We start from the raw sequence: 17,110 nt of genomic DNA, 5'->3' as shown, positions 1-17,110 counted from the left end.
GCGCCGCTGGGCCAGGGATGGCCCATCGGCGCGTGCCGTTGGACAAAGGGGGGAACCGAGGGCACCCGACGCAGGAGGGCGAACAAGCGGGGGTGGCCTTTCTTTTGGTGACTTTTCTTTGGCCACGCAAAGAAAAGTCACTCGCCCAAGCCCGAAGGGCGGGCGAAACCCCGTCGAGGGCAGCGCCCTCGTGTCCTGCACGGCGAAGCCATGCCCAAGTTACCCAACCCCTCACCCTAACCCTCTCCCGCAAGGGGAGAGGGGATGGTTACCGCGGACGATTACGCTGTGCTAATCGACCCTACGTGCATATTGCGCCCAACGCTTCTCCCGTTGGGGAGAGGGGACTGTTACCGCGGACGATTACGCTTCGCTAATCGACCCTACTGGCGAAGCCATGCCAAAGAGGTTGGCGACCCCTCACCCTAACCCTCTCCCGCAAGGGGAGAGGGGATTGTTACCGCGGACGATTACGCTTCGCTAATCGACCCTACTCGACCCGACTCGACCCTACTTGTCACGGGGCCGTCGGAAACCCCATCGAGGGTGGAACCCTCGCACCTTGCCGAGGCGCGGGATGCCGGGCTGGCATCCGCCAACGACGCTACCGCCCCTGGCTCTCGCTACCACAATGCGCCGCTGACCCTGGCATACGAAAAAGGGTCCAACGGGCACCCACCCCCATCCTACGGAGCCGACGGGGCCCGATCCACGGATATTGCTGACCCAAGTGTCAGAATCGACAGGTTTTTTGCGCTGGTTCAAAGTTACGGCTGCCAGCCTGGGGTGGGGAGGGGCCTCAGGCGTTGCCCGCCAAAGTGTGAACGGGCCGATATTTCCCCAGCCTACCCCTTTCTCGTACTTGTCTGGCGTGTCCCGAGTTGGCTAAGGTGGTCGCCCATCACATGCAGGCAGTGGAGAGAGGCATGGACAAGATATTGCAGACCCTGTCGGAGCGGGTCACGCAGGCACGGGATCTGGAGAGCCTGACCCGGCCCCTGCTGGAAATGCTCGAGGCGGTGACCGGGCTGGAGTCGACCTATCTCACCCAGATTGATGTCGAGCAGGGCACGCAGAGCATCCGCTATGCCAAGAATGCCAACGACGTGGCCGGGCTGCAGATCCCGGAGGGGATCACGGTGGACTGGAGCGATACCCTGTGCCGGCGCGCCATCGATGAGGGGCGCATGTTCACCGACAACGTGGCCGAGTGCTGGGGCGATTCGGATGCGGCCAGGATCATGGGCATTCGCACCTATCTGAGCAGCCCGGTGCGCACCCCCTCGGGGTCGCTCTATGGCACCCTGTGCGCCGCCAGCGCCGAGCGCAAGCCCTTCGTGGCGGGCTCAGAGCAGCTCATCGGCTTCTTCGCCCGGCTGATCGCCGAGCATGTGGAGCGGGAGCAGTTGCTGCAGCAGTTGCAGCAGGCCAACCAGGAGCTGGCGCGCCAGGCCCTCAGCGATCCCCTGACCGGCCTGCCGAACCGGCGGGCGCTGATGCAGGAGCTGGCTCGCCTGTTTTCCCTGTCGGAGCGGGCCGGGCACCCTGTGCTCATCGCCTTTATCGATCTCGATGGCTTCAAGCAGATCAACGACACCCACGGTCACGAGGCGGGGGACAAGCTGCTGATCACCATGGCGCAGCAACTGTCGGCGGCCCTGCGCGGCGGCGATCTGCTGGCGCGGGTCGGGGGGGACGAGTTCGTCGTGGTGGGCATGGGGCCTCATCAGGGGCATGAGACGGTCGAGGGGGCGGTGCAGGGCTTCCAGCGCCGGTTGTTCGAGCAGAGCGTCTTTCAAGTGCCAATCCCCTCCCGGGTGCTGGACTATCCCGGTGCCAGCGTGGGGGCCGTAGCCATAGACCCGGCGCACACCAGCATAGACGACGCCCTGCGCCAGGCCGATGCGCGCATGTATGCGGTCAAGCGCCAGCGCCGCGCGCTGGAGGGGCGGGCAGGTTGCATCTGAGGCGCCCCTGCCCATGGCAAGGGGGCCAGGGGCTGCGGCTTTGATGCCGCGCATTGTTGCCCCCGCGCCCGGGATGCTAGGATGCGTCTCCCTCAACACAGGCACTCTCTACCATGGCAAACCGCGTTATCGGCCAGCTCCGCGCCCTGGCGGCGAAAGTGGTCACCCTCTTTGCGGAGCTTTCCGAGTTTCAGCAGCGCATCTGGGTGGTCAGCATCATCAAGGATGCCTACACAGACACCTTCATCGTCAACGAAGGCAGCTTCGAGGAGCCCATGCAGTGGATGCACCGCAAGGGCTACAGCGCCGAGATGCTGGCCCGGGTCGATGCCATGGCCCGCTCCCAGGTTGTCCAGCTGGAGTTTGGCGGGCAGTGCCACCGTTTGATGCGGGTCAAATAGATGGCCCGGGTCGATACCATGGCCCGCTCCCAGGTTGTCCAGCTGGAGCTCGGTGGGCAGCGCCACCGCCTGATGCGGGTCAAATAGATGGCCCGGGTCGGTGCCATGGCCCGCTACCAGGTTGTCCAGTTGGAGCTCGGTGGGCAGTGCCACCGTCTGATGCGGGTCAAATAACGACCCCTTTTGGCCCAAAGGGCCCAAACCACAAGGTTCGGGCCACTCATTCTGCTGCCTGATGGCAACCCCTGGCGGGGTTGCCCGGGTCATGATTTCTCGGTGGTGCGCTCCGGTTTCAATGCCCCCGAGTAGACGCAGATGGCGGAGTTGTAACTGTTGTAGGCGACGGCGTAGTTGAAGTCGCAGAAATAGGCCGGATGCTTGGTGGCCACAGTGTCACCCGCCTTGCATTTGTCCTGCATCCCCTCCACCAGAGAGTCATTGTTGGCGCCAAGACAGGCCTTGCCCGTGGTCTTGTCGCCGCCGCACGCCATCAACAGGGCGCAAACCGAGATACTCATCAACCACTTCACTGTGCCTTGCATGTTCAATCCTGATCTGTTCAAACGAGATGCCGGTGCCATGGGCTCCGGGGTGTAGGGAGATGGCGCCTAGGGGACGGGTGCCCGGCGGTTTGCCGTGGTGCGCGTCGTCCCCTTGCCCTAAGGGAGTGCCAACAGACTCCCGGCGTCATTTTACGGACCCAGGGCGGCCCCTGTCACCCCTTGGGGTGACAGGCGTCTGACATTCAATGGTGTTCGTGATGGGGGTCAAGGGATGGGCGGGGCTGAGTGAAGAGAGCGGGGCTGAGCAAGGAGAGCTGTGCCCAGAAAGCGAGAGGCCCATGGCGGGCCTCTCTGCTGGCATCGAAGGGCACTAGGGCGCCGGGAAGTACTTGTGCTGGATCCGCTGGAACTCGCTGCTGGCCAGCACCTGGGTCAGGCCGTGCTGGAACTCCTTGACCAGGGCATCGTCGACCGGATGGCTGAAGGCGAAGCAGAACTGCTCGGAGCTCAGCACCCAGCGCACCTCGAACTGGGCGGGATCCAGCTGCTGGGCCTTGATGAGATCCATCAGGGTGGCCTTGTTGCTGGAGATGAGGTCGACCCGGCCCGAGGTGAGCATCCGCAGCGCCTGGGGGAGGCGGTTGGCTGTCATTATCTTCTGCTCGTCGAAGCCGCTGTTGAGCAGCAACTGCTCCCCCACGTCGGCGCGCACGGCGCCTATGGTGTGCTGCTGGGCATCCTCCAGCCGGGCGATCTTGAGGGGATGGCTGGCCAGTCCCATCAGCACGATTTCGGCATAGCCGATGGGACAGGCCCACTTGAACAGGGGATCCCGCGCCTCGGTGCGGGCGGTGGCGAAGAGCACCACGTTGGGCTTCTGGGTCAGCAGGTAGTAGCCCCTGGCCCAGGGGAGGATGCTGATCTCCTGGGGCGGGGTGCCCGTCTTCTGCCACACCTGGTGCAGCAGCTCGATGGCAAAGCCGCTGGGGCTGCCATCTTCCCCGGTGAAGTTATAGGGTTTGTACTCTTCGGTGAGGTAGTGAAGCTTGCCAAGGGCCGGGCTGGCGCTGGCCTGCCCCATCTCGCCCGGCCCGCCCCAGAGTGTGGCTAAGAGTGTGGCCAAGAGGGCGGTTCTGTTCCTGATCCTTCCTATTCCTGCGCTCATCCTGACCGTCCTGCTGCCGAGTGCCCAGCTTCAAGTGTTGCCAAGCCGCGGGGTTTCGCCACCCGAAGGGACGAGCCATCGCAGTTGCTGTGCCAAGGCGTCGCGCAACAGGGGGAGCGGCAGCGCGCTCCCGGGACGGTCCATCACCAGGCCGGGCGGGTATGGCCTATGGGCTTGAGGGCCTGATCGCGCAGGCCGACCAGCAGGGTTCCGCCGTCCGCCTGCAGCCTGAATTCGCCATAGCGCGCCTGCTCGTACTGGGCGGCCGTCCCCTCCTCGAAGAAGAAGGCATCCGGCCCTATCCACCACTGGCCCTGCTGCCAGCGGGCCTGCAGCAGGCGCTGATCCGGGGCCAGGGCGTCGGGGGTGCCCCCCTCCACCCGCTGTGCCACCTGCTGCTCATCGAGGCGGATAACCAGGGTCTGGGTGGCGGCGCCCTCCTGACGCGGGCTCCCCAACTGGCGGGCGAGGGCGTAGCTCAGGCGCATGTAATCCCCCTGCATCAGGGAGCGGGGATCGACCGGGGCCAGCTCAAGCAGCACTGTCTCGCCGCTGCTCATGGCATGCTCGAAGCGCCAGACGGTGACATTGATGCCCACCAGGATGGCGAGGCCGGTCAGCAAGAAACCAAGGCGTCTCATGAGGGGATCTCCTTGCCGAGGATGTTCAACAGCTGGCGGGCGCCGAGCAGCAGGGCCCCCGAGCCCAGCAGCAGCCAGGATTTGGTCATCAGGGTCAGCCCGAGATCGTAGTAGTAGAGGGAGCCAAAGCCGAGCAGCAGCAGGCCGGCCAGGGTCATGAGCCCCAGGCTCCCGGCATAAAAGCCGAGCACCAGCACCAGGGCGCCGGCCCCCATGCCGGGGATGATGGCGCTGATCACCACCAGGGGCAGGCCGTAGAGCAACGGCAGTTTCAGTTTCACCATGACTCCGAGCAGCAGGGCGGCGCAGAGCAGGGGATTGAGCCAGAGCGGCAGGCGGGAGATCCCAAGCTCGTCGAGCGCGCTGGTGCCGCCGTCCCAGAGTGGATGGTGCAACCTGCCCAGCACCAGCAGGGAGAGTGCCAGCCCCAGGGTCAGGGACTCATAGAGCGAATGGCGCTCTGGGTCGCGCTCGGCCTGCAGCCAGCAGAAGGTGAGGGCGGCCATCACCAGCGGCAGGGCCAGCAGTTGCAGGCCGAGGCAGGCGAGTCCCATGGTCAGCAAAATGGCGGCGGCGAAGCTGTGGAAGAGGCGAACCAGCCAGTGCTCGAACAGGGCGGCAATGGCCAGCGACAGCAGGGCCAGTCCCAGCCAGAGCGGGGCCGAGTGGGGGTCAATCTGGTCGATGAGGCCATAGAGCAGCCAGGCATCGGCAGCGAGCGCGAGCGCCAGCACGAACTGATCCCAGAGATCGCTACGCCGGGCCAGGCGGTTGAGGCCGAGGGCGGCGGCCATCAGCAGGGTGCCCATGACAAGGGCGTGGTTCGCTTCGCGGATCAGGCTCTCGAAGGCCATGAACAGGAAGAACAGCAGGAAGAGGGCGGCCAGCCAGCCCACCATGCCGAGCAGGAAGCGGCTCGACCAGTGAGGTTGCTCGTCTTGAGGGGCGTCGCCCTCCACCAGATGGGCGGCCCGCAGCCTCTCCCAAGGACTCAGATCAGACATGTTGCCTCCGTTGCTGTTGCAGCCAGCGGCTGACCATGACCATGAAAGTCCGATGGCGATGGGATGGCCAGCAGGGGTGACCAGAGGATCGGCTCAGGCATGGGACCTCCGTTGTTGTTGCAGCCAGCGGCTGGCCATTACCGAGAGGCCGATGGCAATCAGACTCAGCAGCAGGAAGCCGTTCATGTCGGGCTCCATCCACTTGCCAAGGGCCGCCAGGATCACGGCGATAAGGCTCAGGCACCCCATGGCGAGCCCGGCGATAAACCTGTGGTGCCAGCGCAGATAGGCGGCCCCAAGCCATGCGAGCCAGGCGGGCCAGACCCAGGGGGAGGCGGCATCGAACAGCGCCAGCAGGGCCAGCAGGGTGACCCCGAGCCCGGCGGCCAGCCCCGGGAGCCAGGAGGGCATGAGCCCGAGCCGCGCGGGGGCCAGGATGAGCGCCCCCCAGAGGGCGGCGTTGAGCAGGGTCAGGCACCAGCCGAGGGCCTCCTCATTGAAGGAGAAGAAGAGATCGATGAGGCCGAGCCGCCAATAGAGCACCAGCGCCAGCTGGCCGAGCAGCCAGCAGAGCGTCCAGAGCAGGGGGCTCCTGCCGAGCGCCGCCAGGGGCAACAGCAGCAGGGCCCAGGTGGCGAAGAGTTGCCAGGGATCGGCACCTGTCTGGTAGGTCTGACCCACCAGGGCCAGCAGGGCGCCTATGTTGAGGGCCACCGCCAGCAGCAGGGCCTGGCGCGGGGTGTCGGCCAGGGGCTTGCGCCAGAGCACCAGCAGCATGGCGAGCAGGGGCAGCTCCAGCAGGGCGAGGCGGGAGAGGCGGCCCAGCGCCTGCCAGTTGAAGGCGACGAAGAACACCAGGCCCGTCCCCAGGCAGAGGCAGCCGAGCCAGAGCAGCAGCCTGTCGAACAGCCACTGCCAGCGCACGGGGGCCGGGGGCAGATCGCAGAGGGCGAGGGCGGCGGGCAATGACTCCCTGGGGAGACGACCGCGTCTGACCCAGTCGAGCAGGGTCTGTCTTGAGGTGACGAGCATGGCGAGGCTCCTGGTGCCGTCGTGCCTGAATGGTAAGGCATTATGGCACGGCGCCGCGTCCCGGGGCAGACCCTGGTGGCGCTGATGCGACAGGGAAGCAGGACGCGGACGACAAAAAAGCCCCGACCGGGAGGAGGGGGCTCTGATGACGGGCAGAGGGGGATATGGGTGGGTGCTCACGCCCATCCCATCCCCTCGTTGCTGGCGCGTCAGACGAAGATCAGGGTGCTGGCGCCCAGGCCCACGAAGAGGATGGCGCAGGCGATGCGGATCCCCTGGAGGGGCAGCTTGTCGGCCCCCAGCTTGCCAAGCAGCACCACTGGCACGTTGGCCAGCATCATGCCGAGGGTGGTGCCCGTGATGACCTGGGTGAGAGAGTCGTACTTGGCCGCCAGCAGCACTGTGGCTATCTGGGTCTTGTCGCCGATTTCGGCGATGAAGAACAGCACGAAGGTGGCCATGAAGGGGCCGTATTTGTCGAGGGAACTCTCTTCATCGTCCATCTTGTCCGGCACGAGGATCCAGACCGCCATGGCGATGAAGGCGCCGGCGACCAGCCAGGTCATCACCTTGGGGTCCATCCAGCTGCTGATGAACTCCCCTATCCAGGCGGCACCCGCATGGTTGAGCAGGGTGGCGACCAGCATGCCGGCGATGATGGGCCAGGGTTTGCGAAAACGACAGATGAGCAGCAACGCCAGGAGCTGGGTCTTGTCGCCGATCTCGGCGATGGCCACGCTCAGGGTTGAGGTTAACAAGGCTTCCATAAATATGACCGGGGGACGGAATTGTTATAAACCAAAGACAAGCCTGCGCCATCCGTCCCCGGTATTGGCACTGGCCCGTCAAAGGTCTTGTCAAATCCGGCATTGCCCGGATCACCCTGACCATGGTGAGTTGGCACCAAGTATGTTGATCAGGGTCGCGCACCGGGTTGGCACCCGTGGCGAGACTACTCCCCCTCGATGGGAGCCGGCATTCTAGGGAAAAACGTCCTCTGAAGCAAGGCGTGTGGCTGGGGGATCACCCGCCCACCAGCTTGACTTGAAAGCCGGCTTTCTCCAGCTCGGCCTTGATAAGGTCCCGTTTGTCCCCCTGGATCTCGATGATCCCCTCCTTGAGACCGCCGCCGGTACCGCACTTCTTCTTGAGCAGGGTGGCGATGGTTTTCTGCTGGTCGGCCGGCACGCCGTGGATGGTGATGACACCGGCGCCCTTGCGTCCCTTGGTCTCGCGGCGGATGCGCACGACCCCGTCGGCGGGGAAGGGGGAGGCGCTCTGGGTGGGGGCGGATTCCTTGATCATGCCGCCGTCCGTGCTGTAGACCAGGCGGCTGTTGTTGTCGTGACTCATGGCAATACTTTGTCGGTTAGCTAAGCGGAGTTTGATTTTACGCAAATAAATGTTGAGGGCACAGCTTATAATCCTCCCACTAAAAGCGAATTATTCTTGTTTAACTTCAGGAGCCCGTCATGGTACTCACAGAGTTGTCGCCGGGGCAGCGTGCTCGCATCAAGAACATGAACCATCTTGGCCGTACCTTGCGACGCAAGCTGATGGTGATGGGGCTCTTGCCCCAGACCGAGATCCTCTATCTGCGGGCGGCCCCCCTGGGGGATCCGCTCCAGATCCAGTGCCAGGGCATCTGCCTCTCCATGCAAAAGAGCCTGGCCCAGCAAATCGAGGTCGAACCGGTATGAACTACTCCCTGGTAACCGTAGGCAACCCCAACAGCGGCAAGACGTCCCTGTTCAACGCCCTGACCGGTGCCCGCCAGCAGGTGGGCAACTGGAGCGGGGTCACCGTCGACAAGAAGATGGGCGAGTTTTCCGCCAAGGGGCAGGATTACACCCTGGTGGACCTGCCCGGTATCTACTCCCTGGCCAATCAGGAGGCGAGCCTGGACGAGCAGATCGCCAGCCGCTTCGTGCAGGGCCAGCAGCCGGATTTGCTGCTCAACGTCATCGACGCCGCCAATCTTGAACGCTCCCTCTATCTCACCCTGCAACTGCGGGAGCTGGGCCTGCCCATGGTGGTGGTGCTCAACAAGATGGATCTGCTGCAAAAGCGCCGCATCACCATAGACGAGGGGCTGCTCGGCCAGGCGCTCGGTTGCCCCGTGGTGTCGCTCTCGGCCCACAATCGCCAGCAGGTGGCGGCCTTCAAGGAGCAGATCCACCAGTTCATCGGCCAGCCCCAGCCCGCCCTGGTGCTCGATTACGGTCAGCCGCTGGAAGCCGACATAGCCGAGCTTGAGACCCTGCTCGCCCCCCACCACCTCAGTGACCGCGGCCGTGCCCTGCGTCTGCTGGAGGAGGACGTTGTCATGCAGGAGACCCTGGCGGCGGGTCAGCAGGCGGCGGCCGACAACGTGGTGAGCCGCGCCCATCACGCCCAGGACATAGATCTGCAACTGGCTGACTTGCGCTACGGCCACATCCACCACTGGTGCCAGCAGGCGTGCCGCCATCAGGACAAGCTCACCGTCGCCCAGAGCGAGCGGCTGGACAGGATGCTGCTCAACCGCTGGGTGGGCATCCCCTTCTTCCTGCTGGTGATGTACCTGATGTTCATGTTCGCCATCAAGGTGGGCAGCGCCTTCATCGACTTCTTCGATATCCTGGGGGGCGCCCTGTTCGTGGACGGGGTGCATCACCTGCTGGGGCTGGTGTCGGCACCCGACTGGCTGGGGGCCGTGCTGGCGGATGGCGTCGGCGCCGGTCTGCAGACGGTGGCGACCTTCATCCCCGTGGTGGGCTGCCTCTTCCTGTTCCTCGCCGTGCTGGAGAGCTCGGGCTACCTGGCCCGCGCCGCCTTCGTGGTGGATGCCCTGATGCGCCGCCTCGGCCTGCCCGGCAAGGCCTTCGTCCCCATGCTGATGGGCTTTGGCTGCACAGTGCCTGCGGTGATGGCGACCCGCACCCTGGGGTCGGAGCGCGAGCGGCTGATGACCTCGGCCATGGCGCCCTTCATGTCCTGCGGCGCCCGGCTGCCGGTCTATGCCCTCTTTGCGGTGGCCTTCTTCCCCGAATCGGGCCAGAACCTGGTGTTCGGCCTCTACCTGCTCGGCATACTGGTGGCCGTGCTCACCGGCCTCTTTCTGCGCAGCACCCTGCTGCCGGGCAAGAGTGACTCCATGGTGATGGAGATGCCGGATTACGAGTGGCCCCGTCCGGTGGACGTGGGGCTGCGTACCTGGCAAAAACTCAAGGCCTTCATCTTCGGTGCGGGCAAGACCATAGTGCTGATGGTGGCCGTGCTGAGCGTGCTCAATTCGCTGGGCACCGACGGCAGCTTCGGCAATCAGGATCAGGAAAACTCTGTGCTGAGCAAGATCAGCCAGTCGGTGACCCCAGTGCTGCACCCCATCGGGATCCGGGAGGAGAACTGGCAGGCCACGGTCGGCATCCTCACCGGTATCTTCGCCAAGGAGGCGGTAGTGGCCACCCTCAACAGCCTCTACGCCGGCAGCGCTGGTGACGAGGAGGAGAGTGAATACTCCCTGCTCGGGAGCCTGAAGGAGGCGCTGGCCACCATTCCCGCCAACCTGGCGGACATAGATCCCGCCGATCCCATGGGGCTCAAGGTCGGGGAGCTGGCGGATCAGCAGGCGGCCGCCGAGGCCCAGGAGGTGGATACCTCCACCTATGGCAACATGCAGACCCACTTCGACGGGGCGGCCGGTGCCTTCGCCTACCTGCTGTTCGTGCTGCTCTACATGCCCTGTGCCGCCGCCATGGGCGCCCTGGTACGGGAGACCGGCCGCCAGTGGGCCCTGTTCACCGCCGCCTGGTGCAACTACATGGCCTTCATGTGCGCCACCCTCTTCTATCAGCTGGCGACCTTTGCCGCTCACCCCGAGCAGAGCCTGCTCTGGACCCTGAGCTACGGGCTCTCCCTGCTGCTGCTGTGGTGGTTCGGCCGCCGCCACGGGGATATAGTCGCCCGCAAGGTGGTGACCCTGTGAGGGCGCAAGAGAGGAGATGGACCCATCGAGGGGAGGTCACGCCATGATATTGCGAGAGCTGGGTGATTATCTGGCGGCGCAGCAGAAGGTGAGCCGGCGGGATCTGGCCCGTCACTTCCACACCTCGGAGGATGCGGTGGAGGCCATGCTCGGCGTCTGGATGCGCAAGGGCCGCGTCACCAAGCGGGAGACCCGGGTGTGCGGCGGCAGTTGCTGCGGCAAGAGCGAGGAGGTGATGTTCGAGTGGTGCGAACCAGGCCGGATCGGCCTGGTACAGCGGCGCTGAACGCGCTGCCGCCTGAGAGCGTCCTCTGACAACAAGAGACCCGCCATTGGTGGGTCTCTTTTTTGCGTCTGTTGCCGATAGGCGGGGCGGGCAGATGTGGCCATCACAGCCTGGCCAGCATCTCCTGGGTGACCAGCACTATGCCCTGCTCGGAGCGGTAGAAGCGGCGGGCATCCTCGCAGGCGTTTTCCCCCACCACCAGCCCTTCCGGCAACCGGCAGCCCTTGTCGATCACCACCCGGCGCAACCGGCAACCGGCCCCTATCTCGACCCCGGGGAAGATCACCGCCTGATCCAGGGTACAGAAGGAGTCGACCCGCACGTTGTTGAACAGCACGGAGCTCACGATGAAGGAGCCGCTGACTATGGTGCCGCCGGCGAACAGGGAGTTGATGGTCATGCCGTGCTGGCCGTTTTGATCCTGCACGAACTTGGCGGGGGCCGTCATCTTCTGGCTGGTCCAGATGGGCCAGTCCTGATCGTAGATGTCGAGCTCGGGCGTCACAGAGGCGAGATCCATGTTCGCCTCCCAGAAGGAGTCCACAGTGCCCACATCGCGCCAGTAGGGGCGCTTCTGCGGGCAGCAGCCGACGCAGGAGAGGCTGAACGGATGGGCATAGGCGGTGCCCTCCTTGACCACCCGCGGGATCACGTCCATGCCAAAGTCGTGGTGGGACTGCTCGTTGGCAAGATCCTCTTCCAGCAGCTGATAGAGGTAGTCGGCGTCGAAGATGTAGACCCCCATGGAGGCCAGTGCTGTGTCGGGTTTGCCCGGCATGGCGGGCGGGTCGGCGGGCTTCTCGACGAAGGCGTTGATCTTGCGGCTCTCATCCACCGCCATCACGCCAAAGGCGCTGGCCTCCTGGCGCGGCACCTCTATGCAGGCCACCGTCACCCGGCTGCCCAGGTTGACGTGATCGAGCAGCATGGCGGCGTAATCCATCTTGTAGATGTGATCCCCCGCCAGCACCACCACATATTTGGGGCCGTGCTCGCGAATGATGTCCATGTTCTGGTAGACGGCATCGGCGGTGCCGCGATACCAGCTGACCTCGTCAATGCGCTGCTGGGCCGGCAGCAGCTCGATGAATTCGTTCATCTGGTAGCGCAGGAAGGACCAGCCCGACTGCAGGTGGCGCAGCAGACTGTGGGACTTGTACTGGGTGACCACGCCGATCCGGCGGATCCCGGAGTTGATGCAGTTGGAGAGAACGAAGTCGATGATGCGGAACTTGCCACCAAAATGAACGGCCGGTTTTGCCCTGCTGTCCGTCAGCTGCTGGAGCCGACTGCCTCGCCCCCCGGCTAACACCAACGCCATGGTCTCGTTCAATAACTGCCTTGACCTTGCTGTGTTGGCTGGTTGTAACAACATTGAATACCCCTTTATTGATATACCTCCTCAATGGTGCCTCTTTTGAGGCCTGTTTGAAAGGGCTTTCAATCAGCAGGGGATTCAAATTGATTTTTTTGTCATTTATGTGAGCGAGCGCCATTGCCAATCAGGAAGATGGATAGGTTTGTGGTCGAATGATGGGCAGAGGGCAGAGGGCAGAGGGCAGAGGGCAGGGGGCAGAGTGAAGGGAGGGGGTCAGCCGCGCTCTTGTCGAACACCCGGCCGCGAGGGCGGCCGGGTGTAGCGGGGGAGGGGGCGCCTGACTAGAAGAGATCGTTGTTATCATCCTTGGTGGGTTCCAGGCTCCAGCCGCTGGCCGCCGCACTGTTGCCTATCTGCCCCTTCTCTCTCCACAGCTTGATCTTGAGGCGCAGGTTGTTCTGGGAATCTGCGTTCTTGACCGCCTCTTCTTCGTCGATGACCCCCTCCACCACCAGATCGAACAGGGTGCTGTCGAAGGTGACCATGCCAAGGGCCCTGGATTTCTCCATGATCTCCTTGAGGCCGCCAAACTCGCCGCGCTTGATGAGATCGCGAATGGTGTGGGTGCCGAGCATGACCTCCACCGCCGCCCGGCGGCCGCCGTCTGTGGTCTTCACCAGCCGCTGGGAGACGAAGGCCTTGAGGTTGTTGCCAAGGTCGTTGAGCAATTGGGGCCTGCGCTCCTCGGGGAAGAAGTTGATGATGCGGTCCAGCGCCTGGTTGGCGTTGTTGGCGTGCAGGGTGGAGATGGCCAGATGCCCGGTCTCGGAGAAGGCCAGCGCATGCTCCATGGTCTCCCGGTCGCGAATTTCACCGATGAGGATGACGTCCGGCGCCTGGCGCAGGGTGTTCTTCAGGGCCGCGTGGAAGCTGCGGGTATCCACTCCGACCTCCCGCTGGTTGATGATGCTCTTGCGGTGGCGATGGACGAACTCCACCGGATCCTCGATGGTGATGATGTGGCCACCGCTGTTGCGGTTGCGATGGTCGATGAGGGCCGCGAGCGAAGTGGACTTGCCCGAGCCGGTGCCGCCGACGAAGAGCACCAGGCCACGCTTCTCCATGATGGTGTCGAGCAGCACCGGGGGAAGCTTCAAGTCCTCGAAGCGGGGGATCTCTGTCTTGATGTTGCGCGCCACCAGGGAGACCTCGTTGCGCTGCTTGAAGATGTTGACCCGAAAGCGGCCTATCTGGGGCAGGGAGATGGCGAGGTTCATCTCCAGCTCCTTCTCGAACTGCTGCTTCTGCTCCGAGTCCATGAGCTCGGCGGCTATCCTGGCCACCTCGCCAGGCTCGAGCGGCACCTCGTTCAGGGGGCGCAGGGCGCCGTTGAACTTGGCGCAGGGGGGCGCCCCTGTGGAGAGATAGAGGTCGGAGCCATCCTGCTTGGCCAGGATCTGTAGCATGTCTCGCAATTCCATGTGTTGCCTCGTCACTCAAAGAAATAGGGGGAGCAATGTGCTTGAGTGTACAGCCTCAGGCACCGGTCAGTTTCTCGCGAAACACAAAAAACACCGCGCCCAGGATGCACAGGCCGGCCCAGAGGTAGTCCCACTTCAAGTCTTCTTTCAGATAGAAGATGGAGAAGGGAACGAACACGGTGAGGGTGATCACCTCCTGCAGTATCTTGAGCTGACCGACCGAGAGCACGGTGTGGCCGATGCGGTTGGCGGGCACCTGCAACAGGTACTCGAACAGGGCGATACCCCAACTCACCAGGGCGGCGATGATCCAGGGTTTGTGGTTCATGCTCTTGAGATGGGCATACCAGGCGAAGGTCATGAAGACGTTGCTGCAGATCAGCAGACCGATACTGGTCATGATAGGGTTCATTAGGTTCTCCTTTGAAATCAATGCATTTTATCTCGACTCCATGGGTTTTCATAAGTGGCACATGAGGGTATTTTTAACCCACAAGGATGTGACAACAGAAGGTTGAAACTGGATGGGCAAGACAAGCTGGGGAGTGCTTTGTCTGTTGTTTGCCTGTATGACGCCCGTTACCGCTATGGCAAACGGGGCGCCAACCCTGACGGTGGTGACCGATGTCTGGCCCCCGTTTCGCATGCTCGCGCAGAACGACGAGTTCCATGGTTTGGATATCGACATTCTGCGCCAGTTGCAGGCTCGCAGCGGCATAGCGCTCACCCTCAAGCGGGTGCCCTGGGGACGGGCACTCAAGCAGATGCAGACAGGTCAGGCGGACTTGATGATAGGGTTGGCCCACACCCCGGAGCGGGCGGCCTTTATCGATTACCTGCAACCTGCCTATTACCAGTGCCGGCCGGCCTTCTACGGCAAGGCGGCGGCGGTGGCTACCCTGAAAACCTACGAGGATCTGCGCGGCAGGGAGATAGGCTATGTGCTCAACTCCGCCTATTTCGCCCCCTTCGACGATGACGGCCAGCTCGACAAGCACGGGGTGCCCACCGAGGATCAGTTGCAGCGCATGGTGGAGCGGGGCCATCTGCCCCTGATGATAGGCACCGACTGCCAGGTGGATTACGCCCTGAGCCAGCGCAACGACACCGGTCTCATCAAGGCGGACTACCGCCCGCCCCACCCTGTGGTGCTCTATCTGGGCATGAGCAAGCACTCACCCCACCATGATCTCGGGCCTGCACTGGCGCAGGCGTTGCAGACCATGGTGGAGAGCGGCGAGATAGAGGCGCTGGCACGGCCTTACCAGCCTTGACCTTGGGTGGTAACGCGCTGTTATCATGCAGCTTTCCTGCTGGCCCCCGGTTCGGGGCGGCACCTGTCTCATTTCGGGGATCCCGCGTGTATCTCGCTCTTATCCACCGCCAGCAGCGCTGGCAGCGCCACTGGCTGCTCGCCCTGTCGCTGCTGGTCCTGTCCCTCTTCCTGCTCTCCCTTGCCCTGGGGGAGTTCATGCTGCTGCCCTGGCAGCCCCTGGGGGAGCTGGAGCTGCGCATCTTGCTGGAGCTGCGCCTGCCGCGCGCCCTGCTGGCCCTGCTGGCGGGGGCGGCGCTCGCCTGTGGCGGGGCCGTGCTGCAGGTGATGCTGCACAACCCTGTGGCCGAGCCCGGCCTGCTCGGCGTCTCGAGCGGGGCTGGCCTCGCCGCCATGGTGGCGATGGCGGTGGCCAAGTCCCTCGGCGTCTACCTGCCGGGCTGGGGGTTGTCGCTCGCGGCCTTTGGCGGCGCCCTGGTGGTGACCATGCTGCTCATCCACCTGGCGCGCCGGGCCCGGCTCGGCCATACCCGGCTGCTGCTGTTCGGGGTGGCCATCGGCATCCTCACCAATGCGGCCATGACCTGGCTGATGTACTTCGCCGACGACGGCTCCCTGCGGGAATTCATGTTCTGGATGATGGGCAGCCTCTCCTATGGCAGCCAGCAGCTAGCCTGGTGGTGGCTGGTGCTGCCGCTCACCCTCGGCTGGCTCTGCTGGCAGGGCAGGGCGCTGCAACAACTGCTGCTGGGGGAGACCCAGGCCCGGCTGATGGGGATGAACGTGGACAGGATGCGGGTGCGGCTGGTGCTGGCGGTCTGCCTGCTCACCGGGGTCGCGGTGTCCCTGTGCGGTGTCATCGGCTTCGTCGGCCTGGTGGTGCCTCACCTGCTGCGGCTGTGCGGCGGCAGCGATCAGCGCTTCCTGCTGCCCGCCTCGGCGCTGGGAGGGGGCGCCCTGCTGCTGGGCGCCGATCTGGTGGCGCGCTCGGCCCTTAGTGCCGGTGAGCTGCCCATTGGCGTCATCACCGCCTCGGTCGGGGCGCCGCTCTTTATCTACCTGCTGCTGAGGCAAGATGCCGATGTCTCCCGTTAACTCCTCCCCCGATCCCCTCTGGTTGCTGGAGGCGCGGGCCCTCGGGATCCCCGCGCGGCTCGCGCCCCTGGATCTCGCCTGGGCCGGGGGCCAGCTGGTCGCCCTGCTCGGCCCCAACGGCAGCGGCAAGTCGACCCTGCTCGGTGCCCTGGCGGGCATTCTGCCCGCCGAAGGCGCCGTGCTGCTGGGGGGGGAAGTGCTCACTGACCTGAGCTGGCCCGAGCTTGCCAGGCGCCGCGCCATGCTGCCCCAGCGCCAGCCCCAGCTGTTCCATATTCCGGTGTTCCAGGTGCTGAGCCTGGGACTGGAGGAGGGGGGGCTGCCCGAGGCACAGGGTCGGGCGGTGGCCGAGATCTGCGCCGCGCTCGAGCTGGATGCCCTGCTGGCGCGGGACTTCAGCCGCCTTTCCGGCGGTGAGCAGCAGCGGGTGCTGATCGCCCGCACCCTGCTGCAACTGTGGCCCGGTCTCAACACTGATGGACGGGTGCTGCTGCTGGACGAGCCCCTGGCGGGGTTGGATCTGCACCATCAGCTGGCCCTGCTGCGGCTGCTCAAGCGCCTCTCCCGGCAAGGCCTGCTGGTGGTGATCGCCATCCACGACATCAACCTGGCCATCGACTGGGCGGATCGCATCCTCTGCCTGCAACAGGGTCGGGTGGTAAGCGAGGGGGGCGTCGATGTCATCGACGAAGCCTTGCTGGAGCGGGTGTTCCAGATAAGGACGGATCGCGTCGAGGCGGCCGGCCGCACCTGGTTTATGCCGAGCCTGTGAGGGGGGCATGGCGTAGGTTGCTGCTGAGTGAAGCCCAACGTTGGTCGACAGCGAAGTCCAATGTATCTAGGCTCGCCGGGCAAAACAGGTACGCGTGGTGGGTTACGCCGCTGCGCGGCTAACCCACCCTACGACAATGACGACAGCAGCTTCACGCCGCAGCGAGAGCTTGCGGTGAGGTGAGCCGGAAAAGAGAAGGGCCAGG

At 64.4% G+C, this 17,110-nt stretch carries 18 protein-coding genes; 8 read left to right on the top strand and 10 right to left on the bottom strand.

All coding sequences use genetic code 11. From position 1 onward, the window contains the following. The first annotated feature begins 926 nt into the window (after nucleotides 1-926). Both AB5Y91_RS01000 and AB5Y91_RS00995 read left to right on the top strand, forming a co-directional pair. Nucleotides 927-1,967 (top strand): diguanylate cyclase, encoded by a 1,041-nt coding sequence (locus tag AB5Y91_RS01000; RefSeq protein ID WP_368168862.1) that lies wholly within the window; start codon nucleotides 927-929, stop codon nucleotides 1,965-1,967. A 113-nt stretch (nucleotides 1,968-2,080) separates the two neighbouring features. After that, entirely contained in the window at nucleotides 2,081-2,368 is a 288-nt protein-coding gene (locus AB5Y91_RS00995) for a hypothetical protein (protein ID WP_368168861.1), read from the top strand. 263 nt (nucleotides 2,369-2,631) lie between these two features. On the opposite strand, the gene AB5Y91_RS00990 is transcribed toward AB5Y91_RS00995, so the two are convergent. The 7 genes from AB5Y91_RS00990 to AB5Y91_RS00960 form a co-directional block, all read right to left on the bottom strand. Next, nucleotides 2,632-2,886 (bottom strand): hypothetical protein, encoded by a 255-nt coding sequence (locus AB5Y91_RS00990; RefSeq protein WP_041204490.1) that lies wholly within the window; start codon nucleotides 2,884-2,886, stop codon nucleotides 2,632-2,634. A 355-nt stretch (nucleotides 2,887-3,241) separates the two neighbouring features. Further along, nucleotides 3,242-3,952 (bottom strand): substrate-binding periplasmic protein, encoded by a 711-nt coding sequence (locus tag AB5Y91_RS00985; protein WP_368168863.1) that lies wholly within the window; start codon nucleotides 3,950-3,952, stop codon nucleotides 3,242-3,244. Between the two features lie 227 nt (nucleotides 3,953-4,179). Next, nucleotides 4,180-4,677: a GDYXXLXY domain-containing protein gene (locus AB5Y91_RS00980; protein ID WP_368168860.1), complete on the bottom strand. Its 498-nt coding sequence runs from the start codon at nucleotides 4,675-4,677 to the stop codon at nucleotides 4,180-4,182. After that, nucleotides 4,674-5,681 (bottom strand): DUF4401 domain-containing protein, encoded by a 1,008-nt coding sequence (locus tag AB5Y91_RS00975; protein ID WP_368168859.1) that lies wholly within the window; start codon nucleotides 5,679-5,681, stop codon nucleotides 4,674-4,676. The genes AB5Y91_RS00980 and AB5Y91_RS00975 overlap by 4 nt, the downstream gene beginning before the upstream one ends. 93 nt (nucleotides 5,682-5,774) lie before the next feature. Continuing rightward, on the bottom strand, nucleotides 5,775-6,713 hold the full coding sequence (locus tag AB5Y91_RS00970) for a DUF2157 domain-containing protein (protein ID WP_368168858.1): 939 nt from the start codon (nucleotides 6,711-6,713) through the stop codon (nucleotides 5,775-5,777). 209 nt (nucleotides 6,714-6,922) lie between these two features. Next, on the bottom strand, nucleotides 6,923-7,480 hold the full coding sequence (locus tag AB5Y91_RS00965; RefSeq protein WP_106886435.1) for a TMEM165/GDT1 family protein: 558 nt from the start codon (nucleotides 7,478-7,480) through the stop codon (nucleotides 6,923-6,925). A 256-nt stretch (nucleotides 7,481-7,736) separates the two neighbouring features. Beyond that, nucleotides 7,737-8,066 carry a translation initiation factor gene (locus AB5Y91_RS00960; RefSeq protein ID WP_163149208.1) on the bottom strand — a complete coding sequence of 110 codons (330 nt, stop codon included), beginning with the start codon at nucleotides 8,064-8,066 and terminating at the stop codon, nucleotides 7,737-7,739. Nucleotides 8,067-8,185: 119 nt separating this feature from the next. On the opposite strand from AB5Y91_RS00960, the gene AB5Y91_RS00955 reads away from it, so the two are divergent. From AB5Y91_RS00955 to AB5Y91_RS00945, 3 genes are read left to right on the top strand one after another with little or no spacing between them, the layout of a single operon-like run. Continuing rightward, on the top strand, nucleotides 8,186-8,413 hold the full coding sequence (locus AB5Y91_RS00955; RefSeq protein WP_025327407.1) for a FeoA family protein: 228 nt from the start codon (nucleotides 8,186-8,188) through the stop codon (nucleotides 8,411-8,413). Further along, entirely contained in the window at nucleotides 8,410-10,680 is a 2,271-nt protein-coding gene (gene feoB, locus AB5Y91_RS00950) for a Fe(2+) transporter permease subunit FeoB (RefSeq protein ID WP_368168857.1), read from the top strand. The genes AB5Y91_RS00955 and feoB overlap by 4 nt, the downstream gene beginning before the upstream one ends. 43 nt (nucleotides 10,681-10,723) lie before the next feature. Then, entirely contained in the window at nucleotides 10,724-10,966 is a 243-nt protein-coding gene (locus tag AB5Y91_RS00945; RefSeq protein WP_163137939.1) for a FeoC-like transcriptional regulator, read from the top strand. 103 nt (nucleotides 10,967-11,069) lie between these two features. Here the strand turns inward: AB5Y91_RS00945 and glgC are convergent, their stop codons facing one another. From glgC to AB5Y91_RS00930, 3 genes are all read right to left on the bottom strand, one after another. Then, nucleotides 11,070-12,341, bottom strand: a complete 1,272-nt coding sequence (gene glgC / locus AB5Y91_RS00940) for a glucose-1-phosphate adenylyltransferase (protein ID WP_111912664.1) — start codon at nucleotides 12,339-12,341, stop codon at nucleotides 11,070-11,072. Nucleotides 12,342-12,625: 284 nt separating this feature from the next. Continuing rightward, nucleotides 12,626-13,765 carry a type IVa pilus ATPase TapW gene (tapW, locus tag AB5Y91_RS00935; protein WP_106886444.1) on the bottom strand — a complete coding sequence of 380 codons (1,140 nt, stop codon included), beginning with the start codon at nucleotides 13,763-13,765 and terminating at the stop codon, nucleotides 12,626-12,628. A gap of 55 nt (nucleotides 13,766-13,820) precedes the next feature. Continuing rightward, nucleotides 13,821-14,177, bottom strand: a complete 357-nt coding sequence (locus AB5Y91_RS00930; protein ID WP_010675200.1) for a DMT family protein — start codon at nucleotides 14,175-14,177, stop codon at nucleotides 13,821-13,823. 112 nt (nucleotides 14,178-14,289) lie between these two features. Here AB5Y91_RS00930 and AB5Y91_RS00925 point away from each other — a divergent pair, with 112 nt between their 5' ends. From AB5Y91_RS00925 to AB5Y91_RS00915, 3 genes are all read left to right on the top strand, one after another. Then, on the top strand, nucleotides 14,290-15,039 hold the full coding sequence (locus tag AB5Y91_RS00925) for a substrate-binding periplasmic protein (protein ID WP_368168856.1): 750 nt from the start codon (nucleotides 14,290-14,292) through the stop codon (nucleotides 15,037-15,039). A gap of 86 nt (nucleotides 15,040-15,125) precedes the next feature. Then, nucleotides 15,126-16,133: a vitamin B12 ABC transporter permease BtuC gene (btuC, locus tag AB5Y91_RS00920; protein ID WP_368168855.1), complete on the top strand. Its 1,008-nt coding sequence runs from the start codon at nucleotides 15,126-15,128 to the stop codon at nucleotides 16,131-16,133. Further along, entirely contained in the window at nucleotides 16,120-16,905 is a 786-nt protein-coding gene (locus AB5Y91_RS00915) for an ATP-binding cassette domain-containing protein (RefSeq protein WP_368168854.1), read from the top strand. Before btuC ends, AB5Y91_RS00915 begins: the two co-directional genes overlap by 14 nt. Nucleotides 16,906-17,110: the final 205 nt, after the last annotated feature.

This window comes from Aeromonas sp. R4-3 (assembly GCF_040908275.1).
In the GTDB taxonomy this organism is placed as follows: Bacteria; Pseudomonadota; Gammaproteobacteria; order Enterobacterales; family Aeromonadaceae; genus Aeromonas; species Aeromonas rivipollensis.
The sequence above is the reverse complement of the archived record's forward strand: the minus strand, read 5'-3'. Positions and strand labels throughout refer to the sequence as shown.